Origin of the sequence: Mycobacterium scrofulaceum (genome assembly GCF_001667885.1) — a bacterium.
Taxonomy (GTDB): Bacteria; Actinomycetota; Actinomycetes; order Mycobacteriales; family Mycobacteriaceae; genus Mycobacterium; species Mycobacterium scrofulaceum_C.
On record NZ_LZJW01000127.1, the window covers coordinates 1 to 16,153 of the forward strand.

The following is a 16,153-nucleotide window of genomic DNA, read 5'->3' on the forward strand; positions in this document are numbered from 1 at the left end:
TCTCGGCGGCCGCGGCGGCCACGGCCAGCCGGGCCGAGGCGCGGGCGCGGCGACGCCGGCGGGCCACGCTGCGTGACCACGCCGACGAGTTCGCGGACATGGACTCCGACATCGGCGTGCCCCCGGATTACGACGACGACGAACAGCTGGCCACGGCGGTCGCTTCCGGTGCGGGGGCCGGAACCCTGGGCTTCGCCGGCACCGCCCGGAAGGAGAACACCTTCAGGGCGACCGGTCTGACCAAGCTCACCGACGGCGAATTCGGCACCGGCCCAAGGATGCCCATGATGCCCGGCACCTGGGACACCCCGGCCGGCCCGACCGAGCCAAGGGAAGGGGGATAAGGCAGTCAGCCCGATGCTCGTCAGTCACCGAAACCCCATGAGACCGCAGAGAAAGGAAACACCATGAGCATGTTGGACGCTCACATCCCGCAGTTGGTGGCCGCGCAGTCCGCCTTCAGCGCCAAGGCGGCGTTGATGCGCAGCACCATCAGCCAGGCCGAGCAGGAAGCGATGTCGGCACAGGCGTTCCACCAGGGCGAGTCCTCGGCCGCTTTCCAGGCCGCGCACGCGCGCTTCGTCGAGGCCGCCGCGCGGGTCAACACCCTGCTCGACATCGCCCAGGCCAACCTCGGTGACGCCGCGGGAACCTACGTGGCCGCCGACGCCGCCGCCGCGTCCGGCTACAACGCCTTCTAGATCAACAGCAGCCAACGACCGCGAAAGGACTTCTCATGTCCCAGATCATGTACAACTACCCGGCGATGTTGAGCCACGCCGCCGACATGGCCGGCTACGCCGGCACGCTGCAGGGGCTCGGTTCGGACATCGCCAGCGAGCAGGCCACGCTGTCCAACGCCTGGCAGGGTGACACCGGTATGACCTACCAGGCTTGGCAGGCCCAGTGGAACCAGGCGATGGAAAGCCTCGTGCGCGCCTACCAGTCGATGGCCAGCACCCACGAGGCCAACACCACGTCCATGCTCGCCCGGGACCAGGCCGAAGCCGCCAAGTGGGGCGGCTAGTCCTTGTCAAATGAGCGCTGAGCCCAACGCCGTCGAGCTGACGGTCGATCACGCCTGGTTCATAGCGGAAACCATTGGGGCGGGTAGCTTCCCGTGGGTATTGGCGATCACCTCGCCCTACACCGATGCCGCGCAACGCCAGCCGTTCCTCGACCGTCAGCGAGCCGAGCTGACCCGGATGGGTCTGGTATCGGAGGCCGGCGCCGTCAACCCGGCGGTGGCCGACTGGATCAGGGTGGTGTGCTTCCCGGAGCGGTGGCTCGACCTGCGCTACGTGGGGCCGGCCAAGGACACCGGCACCGGCGAGTTGCTGCGCGGCATCGTGGCGCAGCGCCCCGCCACCAGCACCAAGACCGTCGTCGCCCTGCGCAGCGCGCAGCTGATCACGTTCACCGCCATGGACATCGACGACCCGCGCGCGCTGGTTCCCGTGCTGAGCGTCGGGCTGGCGCAGCAACCGCCGGCCCGATTCGACGAATTCAGCATGCCGACCCGGGTCGGCGCGCGGGCCGACGAGCGGCTGCGTTCGGGGGCCTCGCTGGCCGAAGTCATTGATTACCTGGGCATCCCGCAGTCGGCCCGGTCGGTGGTGGAGTCGGTGTTCAACGGCCCGCGCAGCTACGTCGAGGTCGTCGCGGGGTGCCGTCGCGACGGCAGGCACGCCACCACCGAGGTGGGGATGAGCATCGTCGACGCCGCCGCGGGCCGCGTGCTGGTGAGCCCGTCCCGCGCCTTCGACGGCGAGTGGGTGTCGACCTTCGCCCCGGGCACACCGTTCGCGATCGCCCTCGCGATCGAACAGCTGACCGCCTTGCTGCCGGAGTCCGAATGGTTCCCCGGCCACCGCTTGGCCCGAGATTTCACCGCGCAACACGCGTAACCCCCAACGGAAAAGAGAGCAACGATGTTTCAGGTATGGCCCCCGCGTCCCTCGAGGGTCCGGTGACGTCCGGCGCCGTCATGCCGATCGTCCGCGTGGCAATCCTCGCGGACAGCAGGCTGACGGAAATGGCGTTGCCCGCCGAGCTGCCGCTGCGTGAGATCCTGCCCGCGGTCCAGCGGTTGGTGGTTCCTTCGGCGTCGAACGGCGAATCCGACGACACCGCCCGCGGCGCCGCCGACCTCGGCGCCGCCATCCAACTGAGCCTCGCGCCCATCGGCGGCGCGCCGTTCAGCCTGGACGCGAGCCTGGACACGGTCGGGGTCGTGGACGGCGACCTGCTGGCGCTGCAGCCGGTGCCGGTCGGCCACGCGGCCCCCGGCATCGTCGAGGACATCGCCGACGCGGCCATGATCTTCTCGACCTCGCGGCTGAAGCCCTGGGGCGCAACGCATATCCGGCGCGGGGCGCTGGCCGCGGTGATCGCGGTCGCGTTCCTGGTCACCGGGCTCTCGGTCACCTACCGCGTCGCCACCGGCGCGCTGGCCGGGCTGGTCGCCGTCAGCGCGGTCGCGGCCCTGACCGCGATCGTCGGCTTGCTGGTCGCGGCCCGCTCGCCGCGCACCGGGTTGGTGTGCTCGATCGCCGCGCTGGTGCCCATCGGCGCCGCGCTGGCGTTGGCCGTGCCCGGACGGTTCGGGGCGGCGCAGATCATGCTCGCCGCGGCGGGGGTCACCGCCTGGTCGCTCATCGCGCTCATGGTGCCCAGCGCCGAGCGTGAGCGCGTCGTCGGGTTCTTCACCGCGACCGCGGTGGTGGGGACCGGGGTGTTGCTGGCCGCCGGCGCCGAGGTGCTCTGGCGCCTGCGGCCGCTGGCCATCGGCTGCGGCCTGATCGTCGCGGCGCTGCTGGTCACCATCGAGGCGGCGCAACTCTCCGCGCTCTGGGCGCGATTCCCGTTGCCGGTCATCCCGGCGCCGGGTGACCCCACCCCGTCGGCGCCGTCGCTGCGGGTGCTCGAGGACCTGCCGCGGCGGGTGCGGACCGGCGATGCCCACCAGAACGGATTCATCGCCGCCGCAGTGATTCTCAGCGTCCTGGGCTCGGTGGCGATCGCGCTGCGGCCCGAGGCGTTGAGCGGTGTGGGCTGGTACGTGGTGGGCGCCACCGCGGCCACGTCCGTGCTGCGCGCCCGGGTGTGGGATTCGGCCGCGTGCAAGGCGTGGCTGCTGGCGCAGCCCTACCTGACCGGCGGGGTGCTGCTGGTGCTCTACACCGCGACCGGTCGCTACGCCGCCGCCCTCGGCGCGGCGCTGGTGCTTACAACGCTGGCCCTGGTGTGGGTGGTGGTGGCGCTGAACCCGCAGATCGCCGAGCCGGAGAGCTATTCGCTGCCCGTGCGCCGGCTGGTGGGCTTCGTCGCGGCCGGGCTCGACGCCTCGCTCATCCCCGTGATGGCCTTCCTGGTCGGCATCTTCACCTGGATTCTCAATCGATGATCCGATCCGGATCGGCTTGTCTCGCAGCGGGTTTGGCGGCCATGCTGTGGACGTGCCCGTCGGCGCTGGCCATCGAGGCGCCGAAGGTCGACCCCGGCGTCCCGCCGCCCAGCGGGGCCCCGGGCGCCGTGCAGCCGATGGAGCAGCGCGGTCCCTGCACCACCTCCGGGATCATCCCCGGCAGCGATCCCGCGGCCGTCACGCCCAGCCAGGCGACGCTGAATCTGCCTGGGGCATGGCAGTTTTCGCGTGGCGAGGGTCAGCTGGTGGCGGTGCTCGACACGGGGGTGCGGCCGGGGCCGCGGCTGCCCAACGTCGACCCGGGCGGCGACTTCGTCGAGGCCACCGACGGGCTGACCGACTGCGACGGCCACGGCACCCTGGTCGCCGGGCTCATCGCCGGCCTGCCCGCCGGCCGCGGTGAGGACGGCTTCTCCGGCGTCGCGCCCGCGGCGCGGGTGGTCTCGATCAGGACGACGTCGGCCAAGTTCTCGCCACGGACGCCCGGCGGGGACCCGCTGATGGCGCGGGCGTCACTGGACGTCGCGACGCTGGGTCGCGCGATCGTGCACGCCGCCGACCTCGGAGCCCGCGTGATCGACATCTCCACGCTCACTTGCCTGCCCGCCGACCGGCCGGTCGACCAGGCCGCGCTCGGCGCGGCGATCCGCTACGCCGCGGTGGACAAGGACGCGGTGATCGTGGCCGCCGCGGGCAACACCGGACCGACCGGATCGGTCGCCGGCGGAACCTCCTGCGAGTCCAACCCGCTCACCGACCTGGGCCGCCCGGATGACCCCCGCAACTGGGCGGGTGTCACCTCGGTCTCCATCCCGTCGGTGTGGCAGCCCTACGTGCTGTCGGTGGCTTCCCTGACACCGGACGGTCAGCCGTCGAAATTCACCATGGCCGGGCCGTGGGTGGGCATCGCGGCGCCCGGGGAACGCATCGTGTCGGTCAGCAATGCCGACGGCGGCGGGCTGGCCAACGGGCTGCCCGACGAACATCAACAGCAGGTCGCGTTGAGCGGCACCAGCTATGCGGCCGGTTACGTCGCCGGCGTCGCGGCGTTGGTCCGCAGCAAGTACCCCGACCTCAACGCCACGCAGGTCATCCATCGCATCACCGCGACCGCGCTGGGCGGTGCACGCGCGCCCTCCAACGTCATCGGCACCGGCAGCGTGGACCCGGTGGCGGCCCTGACCTGGCAACTGCCCGCCGGCAATCAACCGCCCGCCGCTCAGGTCAAACCTGTCGCCGTTCCGCCGGCGCCCGCGCCCAAGGACACCACCCCGCGGACCGTCGCGCTGGCTGGAACCGCCGCGCTGGCTGTGCTCGTTGCAGTCGCGGGTGCGATCGCCGCCACCGCCGCCCGCCGACGAAAGGACCCCATCCCGTGACCCTGCAGCGCTGGATGCCAACCCCCGGACCCGGCCGAATCACGCTGGCGCTGCTGGCCGTCGTGCCCGCGGTGATGGCCTACCCCTGGCGTTCACCCCGGGATTACTGGTTGCTCGGCATCGCCGCGGCCGTGGTCATCGTGCTGTTCGGCTGCTGGCGCGGCTTGTACTTCACCACCCTGGTGCGCCGCCGGCTGGCGATCATGGGACGCGGCGGGACCCCCGCGCCCGAATCCGACTCGGCCACCGCGACCACCGCGCTGCTGCGGGTCGGCGGGTCGGGCGGCGACGCCGATGTGCTGCCGTTGTCGTTGATCGCCCGCTACCTGGACCGCTACGGCGTTCGGGCGCACAAGATCCGGATCACCAACCGGGACAACGCATCCGACCCATCCAGGCGCGAGACATGGATCGGACTCACGATTTCGGCCACCGAGAATCTGGGCGCGCTGCGGGCGCGCTCGGAACGCATCCCGCTGCACGAGACCGCGCAGGTGTCGGCGCGCCGGCTGGCCGACCACCTGCGGGAGCTCGGCTGGGACGTCACCAGCGTCGCGCCCGACGACGTTCCGCGGCTGCTCACCTCCAACTCTCGCGAGAGCTGGTCCGGCGTGCAGCGCGGAGCCTCGGATTACCTTGCGGCATACCAGATCCCGGTTGGTGCGGAGCTGACGGAGACCCTCGAGGCCATCAAGGAGCACCCAGCGCGCGAGACGTGCACCGCGCTGGAACTCGCCGGTGACGCGACGCATTACACCGTCGCGGCCGCCTGCGCCTTTTTGACCGATACGCCGCCGGCGCGGATCACCCCGCCGGCCGGGTTGATCCCGCAGCGCGGCAATCACCGGCCGGCGCTGCAGGCACTGGACCTGTTGTCCACCCGGCGCCTCGACGGCCACGCCGAGGTGCCGACGGGCTTGCTCGCGCAGCTCGACTGGCCGACCCCGGTGCGCGCGCCTTCGGCCACCGAGGCCGCTAGAACATAACGGTCTGCAGGAACGCGGTCATCCGGCGCAGGTAGTCCAGTTGGCTCACGTGCAGCACGTGACTGCCCGGAAACCAGTGCAGCGCACAGCGATCCCAGTGCTCCCACAACCGGACCGCATGATCCGGTGGCGCCATCCGATCGCCGAGCCCGGTGATGATCATCCGCCGGTCCTTGTCCAGCAGCGGCCGGTAGGTCAGCGGGCAATGGTAGGCAAGCCCGTCGGATAACTCCGCGGGGCTGATACCAGACAGGCGCAGCCCCAGCCGCACGAGCTGGTTGGCCGGGAACCATTCGTCGAAGAGGGTCGCCGGGGTGACCACGGGGCAGTTCGGGATGACGGCCTCGAGCCGGTCGTCGACGGAGGCCACCAGCGCCGAGGTGTAGCCACCCAGCGATATGCCGGTCAGCGCGATGCGGTCGACTCCGGTGTCGCGCAGGTAGTCGAGGACGGAGCGAAAGTCGTGCACGGCCTGGGCCATCGCCTCGGCGAAACCGCTCAGGCCGCCCGCGAAATAACCGAAACCGCTGAACGGCGAGAGTCGTTCGGCTCGCTTGCCGTGAAATGGCAAGGTGTACAACAGGACGTCGTAGCCGGCGCGGTAATACCATGGCAGCGCGAAGAATCGCCCGTTGGCTAGGTACGACGACCCCATGAAGCCATGGATGACGCAGAGCGTGGGACGCGGCCCGTCATCGTGGCGCCAGTGCTGGGCGCGCACGGTGTTGTTGGCTCTGAAGGCGGACCACTGCCGGCGCATCGCGGGGTTGATCGCCGTGAAGCTGCTTGGGAACGCGATGTTTTCCACCGTTCCGCCCGCGACCCACTCGGTCAGCGGGCTGGCCCGCCGCGACGAGACCCGCGGCGACGCGGTCGGCGCGGGAAACGACTCCACCGGGTCGCGCCGCGCGCCCAGCTCCGCGTAGAAGCTCAGGTTGGCGCGCTCGTCGCGGGCATCGGCGTGCCGCAGGGAGGCGGCGACGACGGCCGGCGCAACGGTCACGGTGAGCAGAGAGGACACCCACGTGCGAAGCGCGAGGTCGCCGACGGCCGAGCCCTCGACTACCATGCGCTGGCGGGGGGACAGCGCGGAGTTCGGGGGCAATCCGCCGTCGTCGGCGGGAACGTCCGCGCCTTCGAAGGCAGCGGGAATGGGCGGTTCAATCGAGGTGTCGGGCGCCACGAACGCCGATGCTAACTCCCCGGGGGCCCCGGCCGGGGCCAGTTGGGCGGCGGTGCCGTGTGCGGTAATACGGTTTGTCTATCTCCCCGGCAGCCGGCGGCGCGTTGATCAGGAGGACTGACATGTGGGATCCCGATGTCTACCTGGCCTTTGCGGACCATCGCAGCCGGCCCTTCTACGACCTGCTGTCTCGGGTGGGGGCCGAGCGGGCCCGGCGGGTGGTCGATCTCGGGTGTGGGCCGGGCCACCTGACCAAGTACCTGTCCCGGCGGTGGCCGGACGCGGTGATCGAGGCGATCGACACCTCGCCGGAGATGGTCGCCGCCGCGAAGGAGCGCGGCATCGACGCCGTCGTCGGCGATCTGCGGGATTGGAAGCCCAAGCCCGATACCGACGTGGTGGTCAGCAACGCCGCGCTGCACTGGGTGCCCGAGCACGCCGATCTGCTGGTCCGGTGGGCGGACGAGCTGCCGTCCGGGTCGTGGATCGCGGTTCAGGTTCCCGGCAATTTCGAGACGCCGTCGCACGCCACGGTGCGGACCCTGGCCCGCCGGGAGCCGTACGCAAAGGTGATGCGGGACATACCATTTCGCGTCGGTGCCGTCGTGCAGCCACCGATCCAGTACGCCAACCTGCTGCTGGACGCGGGGTGCAAGGTCGACGTCTGGGAGACCACCTACCTGCACCAGCTGACCGGTGACAACCCGGTGCTGGAATGGATCACCGGGACGGCGCTGGTTCCGGTGCGCGAGCGGCTCAACCCCGAAGACTGGGAACGGTTCCGCGAGGAACTCATCCCACTGCTGGACGACGCCTACCCGCCCCGGGCCGATGGAACGACGATCTTCCCGTTCCGGCGGGTGTTCATCGTCGCCGAGGTCGGCGGATCCCGGCGGTCCGGCGGCTAACCGCTCGCCTGCTCCTCGATGCCGCGGTCGACGGCGAGCGCCGACCGGGCCGTCGGCTTCACCCGATGTATGTGCAGGTATGTCTCGGTGTACCGGGCCGAGATGCGGGTGCCGGCGAACTCCGAGGGAATGACATCGCCCGTGCGCTGACGCCAATCATGAAGGCGCACAGCCAAATCGGCCGCGATCTCGTCGGCGTCGGCGTCGCCACCGGCCAGCAGGTTGGTGGTTTCGGTGGGGTCGGCGCGCAGGTCGTAGAGTTCGCGCTGCGGGCGGGGACCGGTGATGAACGGCGCCACGGCGGCCCCGGACGGGCTTTCCTCGATATCCAGCGGCAGGTCCAGCAGCGGCCGGGACGCGTAATTCTCGATGTAGCTGTAGTCCTTGGTGCGAATCGCGCGGATGGGGTCGAACGAGTCGTGGTAGGTCTTCGTCGTGTACACGTGGTCCCTGACCGGCACGGTGTGCGGGTCGGGTTCGACCAGGGCGCGCGCGTGGGACACGCCCTCGACATCGGGCGGAACGTCCAGCCCCAGCAGGCCCAGCAGCGTCGGCAGCAGGTCCACGCCGCTGAACAGCTCGTCGTAGACCCGCGGGGGCAGCGCCCGGCCGGTCGGCGGCCGGATGATCATGCCGATGCCGGTCCCCGCGTCATAGAGCGTGGACTTGGCGCGGGGAAACGCCGGGCCGTGGTCGGTGAAGAACACCACCCAGGTGCTGGCGTCCAGGCCCGTTTCGGCCAGTGTGTCCAGCAGGCGGCCGACGGCGGCATCGGCCGTCGCGATCGACCCGTAGAAGCTGGCCAGGTCGTCGCGCACCTCGGGGGTGTCGGGGAGGTAATCGGGCGGGTCCACCTCGGCGCTGTCGGCCGGCTGGTAGCGGTCCCGGGGATACGGCCGGTGGGTCTCGAAGAATCCCGCGGTCAACAGGAACGGTTGGCCCGCGAGGTCTTCGGTGCCGTCTCGCAGCCACTCGGAGGCCCGGTCCACCACGTACTCGCAGTAGGAATTCGACACGTCGAACTCGTCGAAGCCCAGCCGCTGCGGGTAGGAGGTCTCATGCTGCATGCCGAAAAGCGCGGAGTACCAACCCGCATCGGTCAAGATCTGCGGCAGCGTGCGCACGCCGCTGCGGTACTCCCAGCCGTGATGCGCCAGCCCGATCAGGCCGTTGCTCTGCGGGTAGCGACCGGTGAACAGCGATCCGCGCGACGGCGAGCACAGCGGCGCGGTGGCGTGCGCCCTGGTGAACAGGATGCCCTCGGCGGCAAGGCGGTCCAGCCGGGGGCTGTCGACATCCGGGTGGCCGTACACGCCGAGGTAGCGCCCCAGATCGTGCCAGTGCACGATCAACACGTTGTCGTTCCGGTCGGCTTCTTCGCCCGGCGCCAATTGCGTCACCTCTCCAACTTGCCCGCGACCGGCGACGATACCGCAGCTAGTCGGGCAGAGGCTGGGGGCGCCGACTCCACCGGTTCTCGCAGACGAACTCCGACAGGGGCCGCCCGACGGCCCAGCCGTCGAGTTCCAAGACCGGCCGATCGGGGAATTCGGGCACCGGGCCCAGGCACAGGATGGCCACCGGCTCGGCTCCCGCCGGCATCTCGAGCAACGCCGCCAACCGGTGCGGATCGAACAGCGAAACCCAACCCATGCCAAGGCCTTCGGAGCGCGCGGCCAGCCACAGGTTCTGGATCGCGCACGACACCGACGCGAGGTCCATCTGCGGCAGCGTCCGGCGGCCGAACACGTGCTTGTCCCGGTCGTCGCACAGCGCCACCACCAGCAGCTCGGCGCACTCGAGGATGCCTTCGACTTTCAGCGCGAGAAACTCCCCGCCGCGCTCGCCCAGGGCCGCGGCGGTGCGCGGACGCTCCTCGTCGACGAGCGCGTGGATGCGCCGCCGCAGCGAGTCGTCGGTGATCCGGATGAAACGCCAGGGCTGCATCAGACCGACGCTGGGCGCCGCGTGGGCCGCCTGCAGCAGGCGCGCCAGCACGGCCTCGTCCACCGCCCCGGGTGAGAACCGCCGCATGTCGCGCCGCTCGGAAATCACCCGATAGACGGCCCGGCGCTCCTGCGGGCTGAAGGCCTGCTCGCTCACGGGAGTCATCGTAGGAAATCCGGGTTAGCGTGAACGGTGTCCGCGACACGGACCGGGTGAACACCCAGGAAAGGAGTGTTCCGTGAAGCCCTTCGAACTACTCGAGCGGCCGCCGACGAACGGGGCCGCGGGCCGCGTGTACGGGGAGCCCTATCAGACACCGGACGGCACCACCGTGATTCCGGTGGTCAAACCGCTCGGCGTCTTCGTCGTCCGCAACGGCGAGGCCTCCTGGAAACCCGCCGTCGACGGCAACCGCATCGCGCTGATCGGGGTGATCACCGGCCTGCTGGCGGCGGTGATCGGCAGCCTGGCGGTGCTGCGCCAGCCGCCCTGGCCGCGGCTGACGATCACGGACTATAGGTAACGCCGACCGCGCGGAACACGTACTCGGGCGGCATGTCGAAGGCCAGCGATCGCCGCGGCAGGCCGCTGAGCACATCGTCCGGGATGGCCGCCTTGTAGTGCAGCGACAACTGGCCGCTGAACTTCGGGTCGACCTGCGCGACGGCGACGTCGACCTGCAGACCGGTCGACGAGATCTCCACCCGCGCCGATCCGGTCTGCGGCGCGTCCCAGCGAACGTCGACGGTCGGGCCGGCCAGCCGGGGCAGCATGGACAGCGTGGCCAGCACCCGCTCCGAGGTGAACGCCAGCGAACCCGTATAGCTGGCGACACTGTGCGGCAACCGCACGCCCGGGATGGCGCCCTTGAATCGCCGGGTCACCGCCACGTAGTCGGCGAGGTAACGCAGGCCCTCCACCTCGAGCTGCGCGTACACGTCGTCGGGCAGCTTGCCGATGCCGAGCAACCTACGGACAAATACGGCCATGACGCCAGTATGGCGCGGCCCGGGCGGCGGCGTGGTCAGGCCGCCGGACGCTGCCCGCAGCCCAGCTGGTATCCGTGGGGTATGACCCGAGCGCGGACCGTACCGGCCCTGTGCGTCGCCCTGGCCGCGGCGGCCGGCTACGCGCTGATGTGGGTGGGTTACTCGCAGGGCTGGCACTGGCAGCAGCGCCTGGATTGGTCGCTGCTGAACGCGGCGCGTGACAGCGCGGTCAAACACCCGTTCTGGGTGCGGTTCTGGTCGGACGTCTCCTTTGCGCTGGGCCCGGTTCCGTTGCGGGTGCTCGGCACGGTGGCGGCGGTCGGCGCCCTGGCGGCGCGGCGGGTGCGGGAGGCCCTGTTGTTGCTGGCCTGCGCGCCGCTCAGCGGCCTGGTGACGGTGGCGGCGAAGTCGCTGGTGGACCGGCCTCGGCCGCCGACCATGCTGGTGGCCGCGGCCGAGACGTCGTTTCCGTCCGGGCATGCGCTGGAGGTGACGGCCGCGCTGCTCGCGGCGTTGTCGTTGATGTCGCCGACGGTGAACCGGGTGAGCCGCCGCGTCGCGGTCGGGGTGGTCGCGCTGTGCGTGCTCGCGGTGGGCGTCTCGCGGGTGGCGCTGAACGTGCACTACCCGTCCGATGTGGTGGCCGGCTGGTCGCTCGGCTATCTCTATTTCCTGTTGTGCTTCACGGTGATTCGGCCGCCACGCGCGGCGCTCTCCCGAAAACCTTTTGACGCGGGCGATTTGGTCACGGCGCGGTGACCTAACCGGGTCTGAAGCTTTACTTGACCTTGCGCGGCGAGGGTTTGACGATTGAGGTCATGCGCCGACTGCTCGCTTCACTGTTCGCTTCGGCGTGCGCGTTTTTCGTGGCCCTGGCCCTGGCGCCGATCAGCGGTGCGGCGGGCGCCCCGTGGTTCGCGAACGCCGTCGGCGATGCCACGCAGGTGGTTTCGGTGGTCAGCACCGGCGGATCGAACGCGACGATGGACATCTATCAGCGCACGGCCGCCGGCTGGCAGGCGCTGCGGACCGGGATTCCCACCCACGTCGGATCCGCGGGCATGGCGCCGCAGGCCAAGAGCGGGGTGCCGGCCACTCCGATGGGCGTCTACACGCTGGACTCCGCGTTCGGCACCGCGCCCAATCCCGGCACCGGACTGCCCTACACGCAGGTGGGTCCCAACCACTGGTGGAGCGGCGACGACCACAGCCCCACCTTCAACTCGATGCAGGTCTGCCAGAAGGCGCAGTGCCCGTTCAACACCGCCGACAGCGAGAACCTGCAGATCCCGCAGTACAAGCACGCGGTCGTGATGGGCGTCAACAAGAACAAGACCCCGGGCGGCGGCGCGGCGTTCTTCTTCCACACCACCGACGGGAAACCCACCGAGGGCTGCGTGGCGGTCGACGACGCTCAGCTGGTGTCGATCATGAAATGGCTGCGGCCCGGCGCCGTCATCGCCATCACCAAATAGCGCGCCTCAGGCGTCGGTGGCCAGCGCGCGACCGGGCTTGAGCGTGAAGTTCATGCCCTCCAACGACATTGTGGCGTCGTAGGTTCGGTCGTAGCCGGTGCCGCTGATCTTCCAGCCGGCGTCGGTGCGCCGGTAGGTGTCGCGATAGAAGGCCGCGCCGATCAGCATGAAGTTGAGGTCGGCGACGATCACCCGGTCCTGCAGATACCAACTGCCCGTTGCGGTATCGCCGTCGACGACGATGTCCGGATGGGTCACCCGGTGCTCGGTGACGACGTTGGCGGGCAGCGAGGTGCGCATGTACTCGACCAGGTCGTCGCGGTTGGTGAAGTGCAACTCGTTGCCGATCGACGGCCCGTAGTCGGCCTTGATGTCCTCGGCGAGCGTGTCGGCGAAGTCGTCCCAGTGCTTGGTGTCCAGCGCGCGCAGGTACCGGTACTTCACCTGCTTGATGGCTTCGATGTCGGCGAGATCTTGAGGGGTCATCAGGTCATTGCAGCACACGGGTGATAATCGGCCCGCGCTCGCATCGAAGAGCCGTCGCCGAGACTTAAACCACGGTCACGCTGTGCGGCGTGTCTTGTGCGTGGTTTAAGTGTCGCGGTGGCCGTGCCCCTCGGAGAGGTAACGGGTCACCATGTCGATCAGAGCCCGCCGTTCCAGGCTCCAGTCGATCGCCGATCCGGTGACCATCTGCGCCAGCACCACGCCCCGCAACGTCGCCCAGATCACCTCGGCCACACCGGCATTCGCCGCATCGGTGGTGATCAGCCGGCCCAGCTGACCGATCGCGTCGTTCATCTCCAACAGGTGTCGCCGCGGGGACTCACCGAGCCCCCCACGCGTCGCCCGCAGGATCTCGAACGCCGCCATCGAGGTCGGGCTGCTGTAACAGCTCCACGCCGTGTCGACGACCACCTCGATGCGCTCGCGCAGCGGCAGCTCGCTGACGTCGGCCGACGACAGGCTTTCGATCAGCCGGTCCACCCCGTCGTCCACCACCGCCATCAACAGGCCGTTGCGATCGCCGAAGTGGTACTGGATGACCCCCCAGGTCACGCCCGCTCGTTCGGCCACGTGCTTGGCGGTGGCGGCCGGGAAGCCCTCCTCGACAATGCAGCGGACCGTCTCGTCGATGATGCGCGCGCGGGTGTCGTCGCCGCGCTTGCGCGGCGCGCTGGTGCGCCGGGTGGGGCCGACCGAGCTCCCGGGCATCTGACCTGCGGCAATGGACATTGTTGACTTTATAACATAGCCGCGTCTATTTTTGGCGCGTGAGCCGATCCCGATACGCGCGGTTGACGCGCGAGCAGCTGGCTGTCCTGGTTCCCGAACTGCTCTTGATCGGGCAGCTGATCGACCGCTCGGGCATGGCCTGGTGCATCAGCGCGTTCGGCCGCGACGAGATGGTGCAGATCGCGATCGAGGAGTGGGCGGGCGCCAGCCCGATCTACACCCGACGCATGCAGCGGGCGCTCGGCTTCGAGGGCAACGACGTGCCGACCATCTTCAAGGGGCTGCAGCTCGACATCGGCGCCCCGCCGCAGTTCATGGACTTCCGCTACACCGTGCACGACCGCTGGCACGGCGAATTCCACCTCGACCACTGCGGCGCGCTGCTCGACGTGGAGCCGATGGGGGAGAAGTACGTCTTCGGGATGTGCCACACCATCGAGGACCCGACGTTCGACGCCACCGCGGTGGCGACCAACCCGCGCGCTCAGGTGCGCCCCATTCACCGGCCGCCGCGGACTCCGGCCGATCGGCATCCGCACTGCGCGTGGACCGTGATCATCGACGAGTCCTACCCCGAGGCCCAGAGCATTCCCGCGCTGGACATCGTCCGCCAAACCCGCGCCGCCACATGGGAACTCGATCCGATCGACCGCTCCGAGGAGGGCAAGGCGGACTATTCCGGCCCGCTGCTGTCCGACTTCGACTTCGCCGGCTTCTCGCATTCGGCGCTGGTCCGGATGGCCGACGAGGTCTGTCTGCAGATGCATCTGCTCTACCTGTCGTTCGCCATCGCGGTCAGCGCGCGCGCCGCCGACGACGCGCAGGCCGTGTCGGTGTGCACGCAGGGCCTGACCGGCATCGCGGGCGTCGCCGCCGAGCGCATCCACCGCGCGCTGGGACTCCCCGGTGGCATCGACGGGGTGCTGCAGGTGCTCGAACTGCACCCCCTGCTGAACCCCGCGGACTATGTCCGCGCGGAGACGGCCGACCGGCTCGTCGTGCACCGCTCCCCGGCGCACGACGATGCCGCCTGGATCGCGCTCTGCTCCCCGGAATCCGTGCAACCACTGCAGGCGATCGCCACCGCCATCGACCCGCACATCGAGGTTCGCGTCAGCGGCACCAGCACCGACTGGACCGCCGAACTGGTCGAAACCGACACGGCGGCGGCCGAACTGCCGGAGGTGTCGGTAACGAAGGTGAGCGGCGGAGCGACATTCCAATTCGAGCCGAGGCGATCGCTGCCGCTGACCGTGGTGTAAGCACCCGCGTCGATTTGTCAAGGGGTAGCCGGTACCGCTTCGGTGACGAGGTCGCATCGACCGGGTACCGATGACGTTGCAAGCCATCGGCTTTGGGCGTGTCTGCGGCTATGGTTAACGCTGGCCACCGACCCCTATAGACGAAGGTTTTCGCTCTATGTACGACCCACTTGGGTTGTCGATCGGGACCACGAACCTGGTCGCTGCGCGTAATGAAAGCCCACCGGTTACCCGGCGCTCGGTGCTGACCCTTTATCCGCACTGCGCACCGAAAGTTGGTGTGCCCGAAGAGAATTCATATCCGTTCGAGCCCGGCGTGATGATGAAGGGCTTCGTTCAGCGCATCGGTGACTCGGTGGCGCTGGTGTCGGCCGACGGGTCCGCGCACGACCCCGAACTGCTCACGGTGGAGGCGCTGGACGCCATGGTGCGCGCCGTCGGCGCGGACGCGTCCTGCGCGGAGATCTCGATCGCCGTGCCCGCCTACTGGAAACCCGTTACGGTGCAAGCACTGCGCGACGGGTTGCGGACCCATCTGGGGTTCGTCCGCAGCGGCATGGCGCCCCGGCTGGTTTCGGACGCCATCGCGTCGTTGACCGCGGTGAAGGCCGAGCTCGGCCTGCCCGACGACGGCGTGGTGGGGCTGCTCGACTTCGGCGGCGGGGGGACCTCGGCCACACTGGTGAACGTCGCCGGCGATTTCGAATTGGTCAGCGCCACAATGCGTTACGCGGCCCTGTCCGGTGACGAGATCGACCAGGAGCTGCTGCTTCGGGTCTTCGAGGAGCTGGGCCGCGGCAGCGGCATCGACCCGGCCAGCACGGCCGCGGTCGGGCAGCTCGGTGACCTGCGCGAACAGTGCCGGTTGGCCAAGGAGCGGCTGTCCACCGACGTGGTGACCGAGATCGCCGCCGTGCTCGGCGAACGCAGCTGCAGCTTCACGCTCAAGCGCGACGATCTCGAAGACCTGATGGCGGATCGGCTGACCGGTTTCATCTACGCCCTCGACGACATGCTGGTGCGCTACCGCAAGAACTGGGGCGACCTCGCGGCGGTGGTAGCCGTCGGCGGGGGCGCCCAGATTCCGCTTGTCGCCGAGCGGCTTTCGATCCATGGGCGCACACCGGTCCTGACGCCGTCGCAGCCCGCCCTCGCGGCGGCCTGCGGGGCGCTGCAGCTGGCCGCCCGCGGCGAAGAGCTGAGCCTGCGCACCCGAACGTCGATGAGCCTGCTGGCGTCCGCCAACGCCACCGGCGACGTCGTCGATCTCGGGGCCGGTGATGTCCTGGTGATCGACGACGAGGCGCTGACGGATCGCGAGCTGGCCTGGTCGCAGACCGAGTACCCCGGAGACCTGCGGG

At 69.8% G+C, this 16,153-nt stretch carries 18 protein-coding genes and 1 pseudogene; 13 read left to right on the forward strand and 6 right to left on the reverse strand.

Going from position 1 to position 16,153, the window contains the following annotated elements; all coding sequences use genetic code 11:
- The 7 genes and pseudogenes from A5681_RS27505 to eccE all read left to right on the forward strand — a co-directional run.
- Window positions 1–344: pseudogene (locus A5681_RS27505) on the forward strand (PPE family protein); the annotation flags it as partial.
- Window positions 345–407: 63 nt separating this feature from the next.
- Window positions 408–701 (forward strand): type VII secretion system protein EsxG, encoded by a 294-nt coding sequence (gene esxG, locus A5681_RS18420; protein WP_067278108.1) that lies wholly within the window; start codon window positions 408–410, stop codon window positions 699–701.
- A 35-nt stretch (window positions 702–736) separates the two neighbouring features.
- A complete protein-coding gene (locus A5681_RS18425; RefSeq protein WP_067278112.1) occupies window positions 737–1,027 on the forward strand; it encodes a WXG100 family type VII secretion target in 291 nt (96 codons plus the stop codon).
- A gap of 10 nt (window positions 1,028–1,037) precedes the next feature.
- Window positions 1,038–1,907, forward strand: a complete 870-nt coding sequence (locus A5681_RS18430) for an ESX secretion-associated protein EspG (RefSeq protein ID WP_067278115.1) — start codon at window positions 1,038–1,040, stop codon at window positions 1,905–1,907.
- Window positions 1,908–1,942: 35 nt separating this feature from the next.
- Window positions 1,943–3,406, forward strand: coding sequence for a type VII secretion integral membrane protein EccD (gene eccD, locus A5681_RS18435; RefSeq protein WP_156738049.1), 1,464 nt, complete (start codon window positions 1,943–1,945; stop codon window positions 3,404–3,406).
- Window positions 3,403–4,806 (forward strand): type VII secretion-associated serine protease mycosin, encoded by a 1,404-nt coding sequence (gene mycP, locus A5681_RS18440; RefSeq protein ID WP_067278119.1) that lies wholly within the window; start codon window positions 3,403–3,405, stop codon window positions 4,804–4,806. Before eccD ends, mycP begins: the two co-directional genes overlap by 4 nt.
- Window positions 4,807–4,820: 14 nt before the next feature.
- A complete protein-coding gene (gene eccE, locus A5681_RS18445; protein ID WP_067278168.1) occupies window positions 4,821–5,792 on the forward strand; it encodes a type VII secretion protein EccE in 972 nt (323 codons plus the stop codon).
- On the opposite strand, the gene A5681_RS18450 is transcribed toward eccE, so the two are convergent.
- Window positions 5,782–6,975 carry an alpha/beta hydrolase family protein gene (locus A5681_RS18450; RefSeq protein ID WP_067278123.1) on the reverse strand — a complete coding sequence of 398 codons (1,194 nt, stop codon included), beginning with the start codon at window positions 6,973–6,975 and terminating at the stop codon, window positions 5,782–5,784. The genes eccE and A5681_RS18450 overlap by 11 nt on opposite strands.
- Window positions 6,976–7,097: 122 nt before the next feature.
- On the opposite strand from A5681_RS18450, the gene A5681_RS18455 reads away from it, so the two are divergent.
- Window positions 7,098–7,883 (forward strand): trans-aconitate 2-methyltransferase, encoded by a 786-nt coding sequence (locus A5681_RS18455; protein ID WP_067278126.1) that lies wholly within the window; start codon window positions 7,098–7,100, stop codon window positions 7,881–7,883.
- Here A5681_RS18455 and A5681_RS18460 read toward each other — a convergent pair.
- Together A5681_RS18460 and bluB are read right to left on the reverse strand one after the other, a co-directional pair.
- The gene (locus tag A5681_RS18460) at window positions 7,880–9,283 is read right to left on the reverse strand and encodes a sulfatase (protein WP_067278131.1); all 1,404 of its coding nucleotides are present in this window, start codon (window positions 9,281–9,283) and stop codon (window positions 7,880–7,882) included. The genes A5681_RS18455 and A5681_RS18460 overlap by 4 nt on opposite strands.
- Window positions 9,284–9,320: 37 nt before the next feature.
- Window positions 9,321–9,995, reverse strand: coding sequence for a 5,6-dimethylbenzimidazole synthase (bluB, locus tag A5681_RS18465; RefSeq protein ID WP_067278134.1), 675 nt, complete (start codon window positions 9,993–9,995; stop codon window positions 9,321–9,323).
- Window positions 9,996–10,068: 73 nt separating this feature from the next.
- Between bluB and A5681_RS18470 the strand changes: the two genes are divergently transcribed.
- Window positions 10,069–10,353, forward strand: coding sequence for a hypothetical protein (locus A5681_RS18470; protein ID WP_067278138.1), 285 nt, complete (start codon window positions 10,069–10,071; stop codon window positions 10,351–10,353).
- On the opposite strand, the gene A5681_RS18475 is transcribed toward A5681_RS18470, so the two are convergent.
- A complete protein-coding gene (locus A5681_RS18475) occupies window positions 10,337–10,819 on the reverse strand; it encodes a hypothetical protein (RefSeq protein ID WP_067278141.1) in 483 nt (160 codons plus the stop codon). The genes A5681_RS18470 and A5681_RS18475 overlap by 17 nt on opposite strands.
- Window positions 10,820–10,900: 81 nt before the next feature.
- On the opposite strand from A5681_RS18475, the gene A5681_RS18480 reads away from it, so the two are divergent.
- Window positions 10,901–11,578, forward strand: coding sequence for a phosphatase PAP2 family protein (locus A5681_RS18480; RefSeq protein ID WP_067278145.1), 678 nt, complete (start codon window positions 10,901–10,903; stop codon window positions 11,576–11,578).
- A gap of 59 nt (window positions 11,579–11,637) precedes the next feature.
- A complete protein-coding gene (locus A5681_RS18485) occupies window positions 11,638–12,294 on the forward strand; it encodes a L,D-transpeptidase family protein (protein ID WP_067278149.1) in 657 nt (218 codons plus the stop codon).
- A 6-nt stretch (window positions 12,295–12,300) separates the two neighbouring features.
- Here the strand turns inward: A5681_RS18485 and A5681_RS18490 are convergent, their stop codons facing one another.
- Window positions 12,301–12,780 carry a nuclear transport factor 2 family protein gene (locus tag A5681_RS18490; RefSeq protein ID WP_197498645.1) on the reverse strand — a complete coding sequence of 160 codons (480 nt, stop codon included), beginning with the start codon at window positions 12,778–12,780 and terminating at the stop codon, window positions 12,301–12,303.
- A gap of 105 nt (window positions 12,781–12,885) precedes the next feature.
- Window positions 12,886–13,530, reverse strand: coding sequence for a TetR/AcrR family transcriptional regulator (locus tag A5681_RS18495; RefSeq protein ID WP_067278156.1), 645 nt, complete (start codon window positions 13,528–13,530; stop codon window positions 12,886–12,888).
- Between the two features lie 38 nt (window positions 13,531–13,568).
- Between A5681_RS18495 and A5681_RS18500 the strand changes: the two genes are divergently transcribed.
- Window positions 13,569–14,792: a hypothetical protein gene (locus tag A5681_RS18500; RefSeq protein ID WP_067278160.1), complete on the forward strand. Its 1,224-nt coding sequence runs from the start codon at window positions 13,569–13,571 to the stop codon at window positions 14,790–14,792.
- 157 nt (window positions 14,793–14,949) lie between these two features.
- On the forward strand, window positions 14,950–16,153 hold a 1,204-nt coding region (locus A5681_RS18505), incomplete at its 3' end, for an Hsp70 family protein (protein WP_156738050.1).

Coding starts and splice junctions, on each gene's coding strand:
- A5681_RS18495 (WP_067278156.1), bottom strand. CDS start 13,530: ATGTCCATTGCCGCAGGTCAGATGCCCGGGAGCTCGGTCGGCCCCACC.
- A5681_RS18475 (WP_067278141.1), bottom strand. CDS start 10,819: ATGGCCGTATTTGTCCGTAGGTTGCTCGGCATCGGCAAGCTGCCCGAC.
- A5681_RS18490 (WP_197498645.1), bottom strand. CDS start 12,780: ATGACCCCTCAAGATCTCGCCGACATCGAAGCCATCAAGCAGGTGAAG.
- mycP (WP_067278119.1), top strand. CDS start 3,403: ATGATCCGATCCGGATCGGCTTGTCTCGCAGCGGGTTTGGCGGCCATG.
- eccD (WP_156738049.1), top strand. CDS start 1,943: ATGGCCCCCGCGTCCCTCGAGGGTCCGGTGACGTCCGGCGCCGTCATG.
- A5681_RS18430 (WP_067278115.1), top strand. CDS start 1,038: ATGAGCGCTGAGCCCAACGCCGTCGAGCTGACGGTCGATCACGCCTGG.
- esxG (WP_067278108.1), top strand. CDS start 408: ATGAGCATGTTGGACGCTCACATCCCGCAGTTGGTGGCCGCGCAGTCC.
- eccE (WP_067278168.1), top strand. CDS start 4,821: ATGCCAACCCCCGGACCCGGCCGAATCACGCTGGCGCTGCTGGCCGTC.
- A5681_RS18455 (WP_067278126.1), top strand. CDS start 7,098: ATGTGGGATCCCGATGTCTACCTGGCCTTTGCGGACCATCGCAGCCGG.
- A5681_RS18485 (WP_067278149.1), top strand. CDS start 11,638: ATGCGCCGACTGCTCGCTTCACTGTTCGCTTCGGCGTGCGCGTTTTTC.
- A5681_RS18480 (WP_067278145.1), top strand. CDS start 10,901: ATGACCCGAGCGCGGACCGTACCGGCCCTGTGCGTCGCCCTGGCCGCG.
- bluB (WP_067278134.1), bottom strand. CDS start 9,995: ATGACTCCCGTGAGCGAGCAGGCCTTCAGCCCGCAGGAGCGCCGGGCC.
- A5681_RS18425 (WP_067278112.1), top strand. CDS start 737: ATGTCCCAGATCATGTACAACTACCCGGCGATGTTGAGCCACGCCGCC.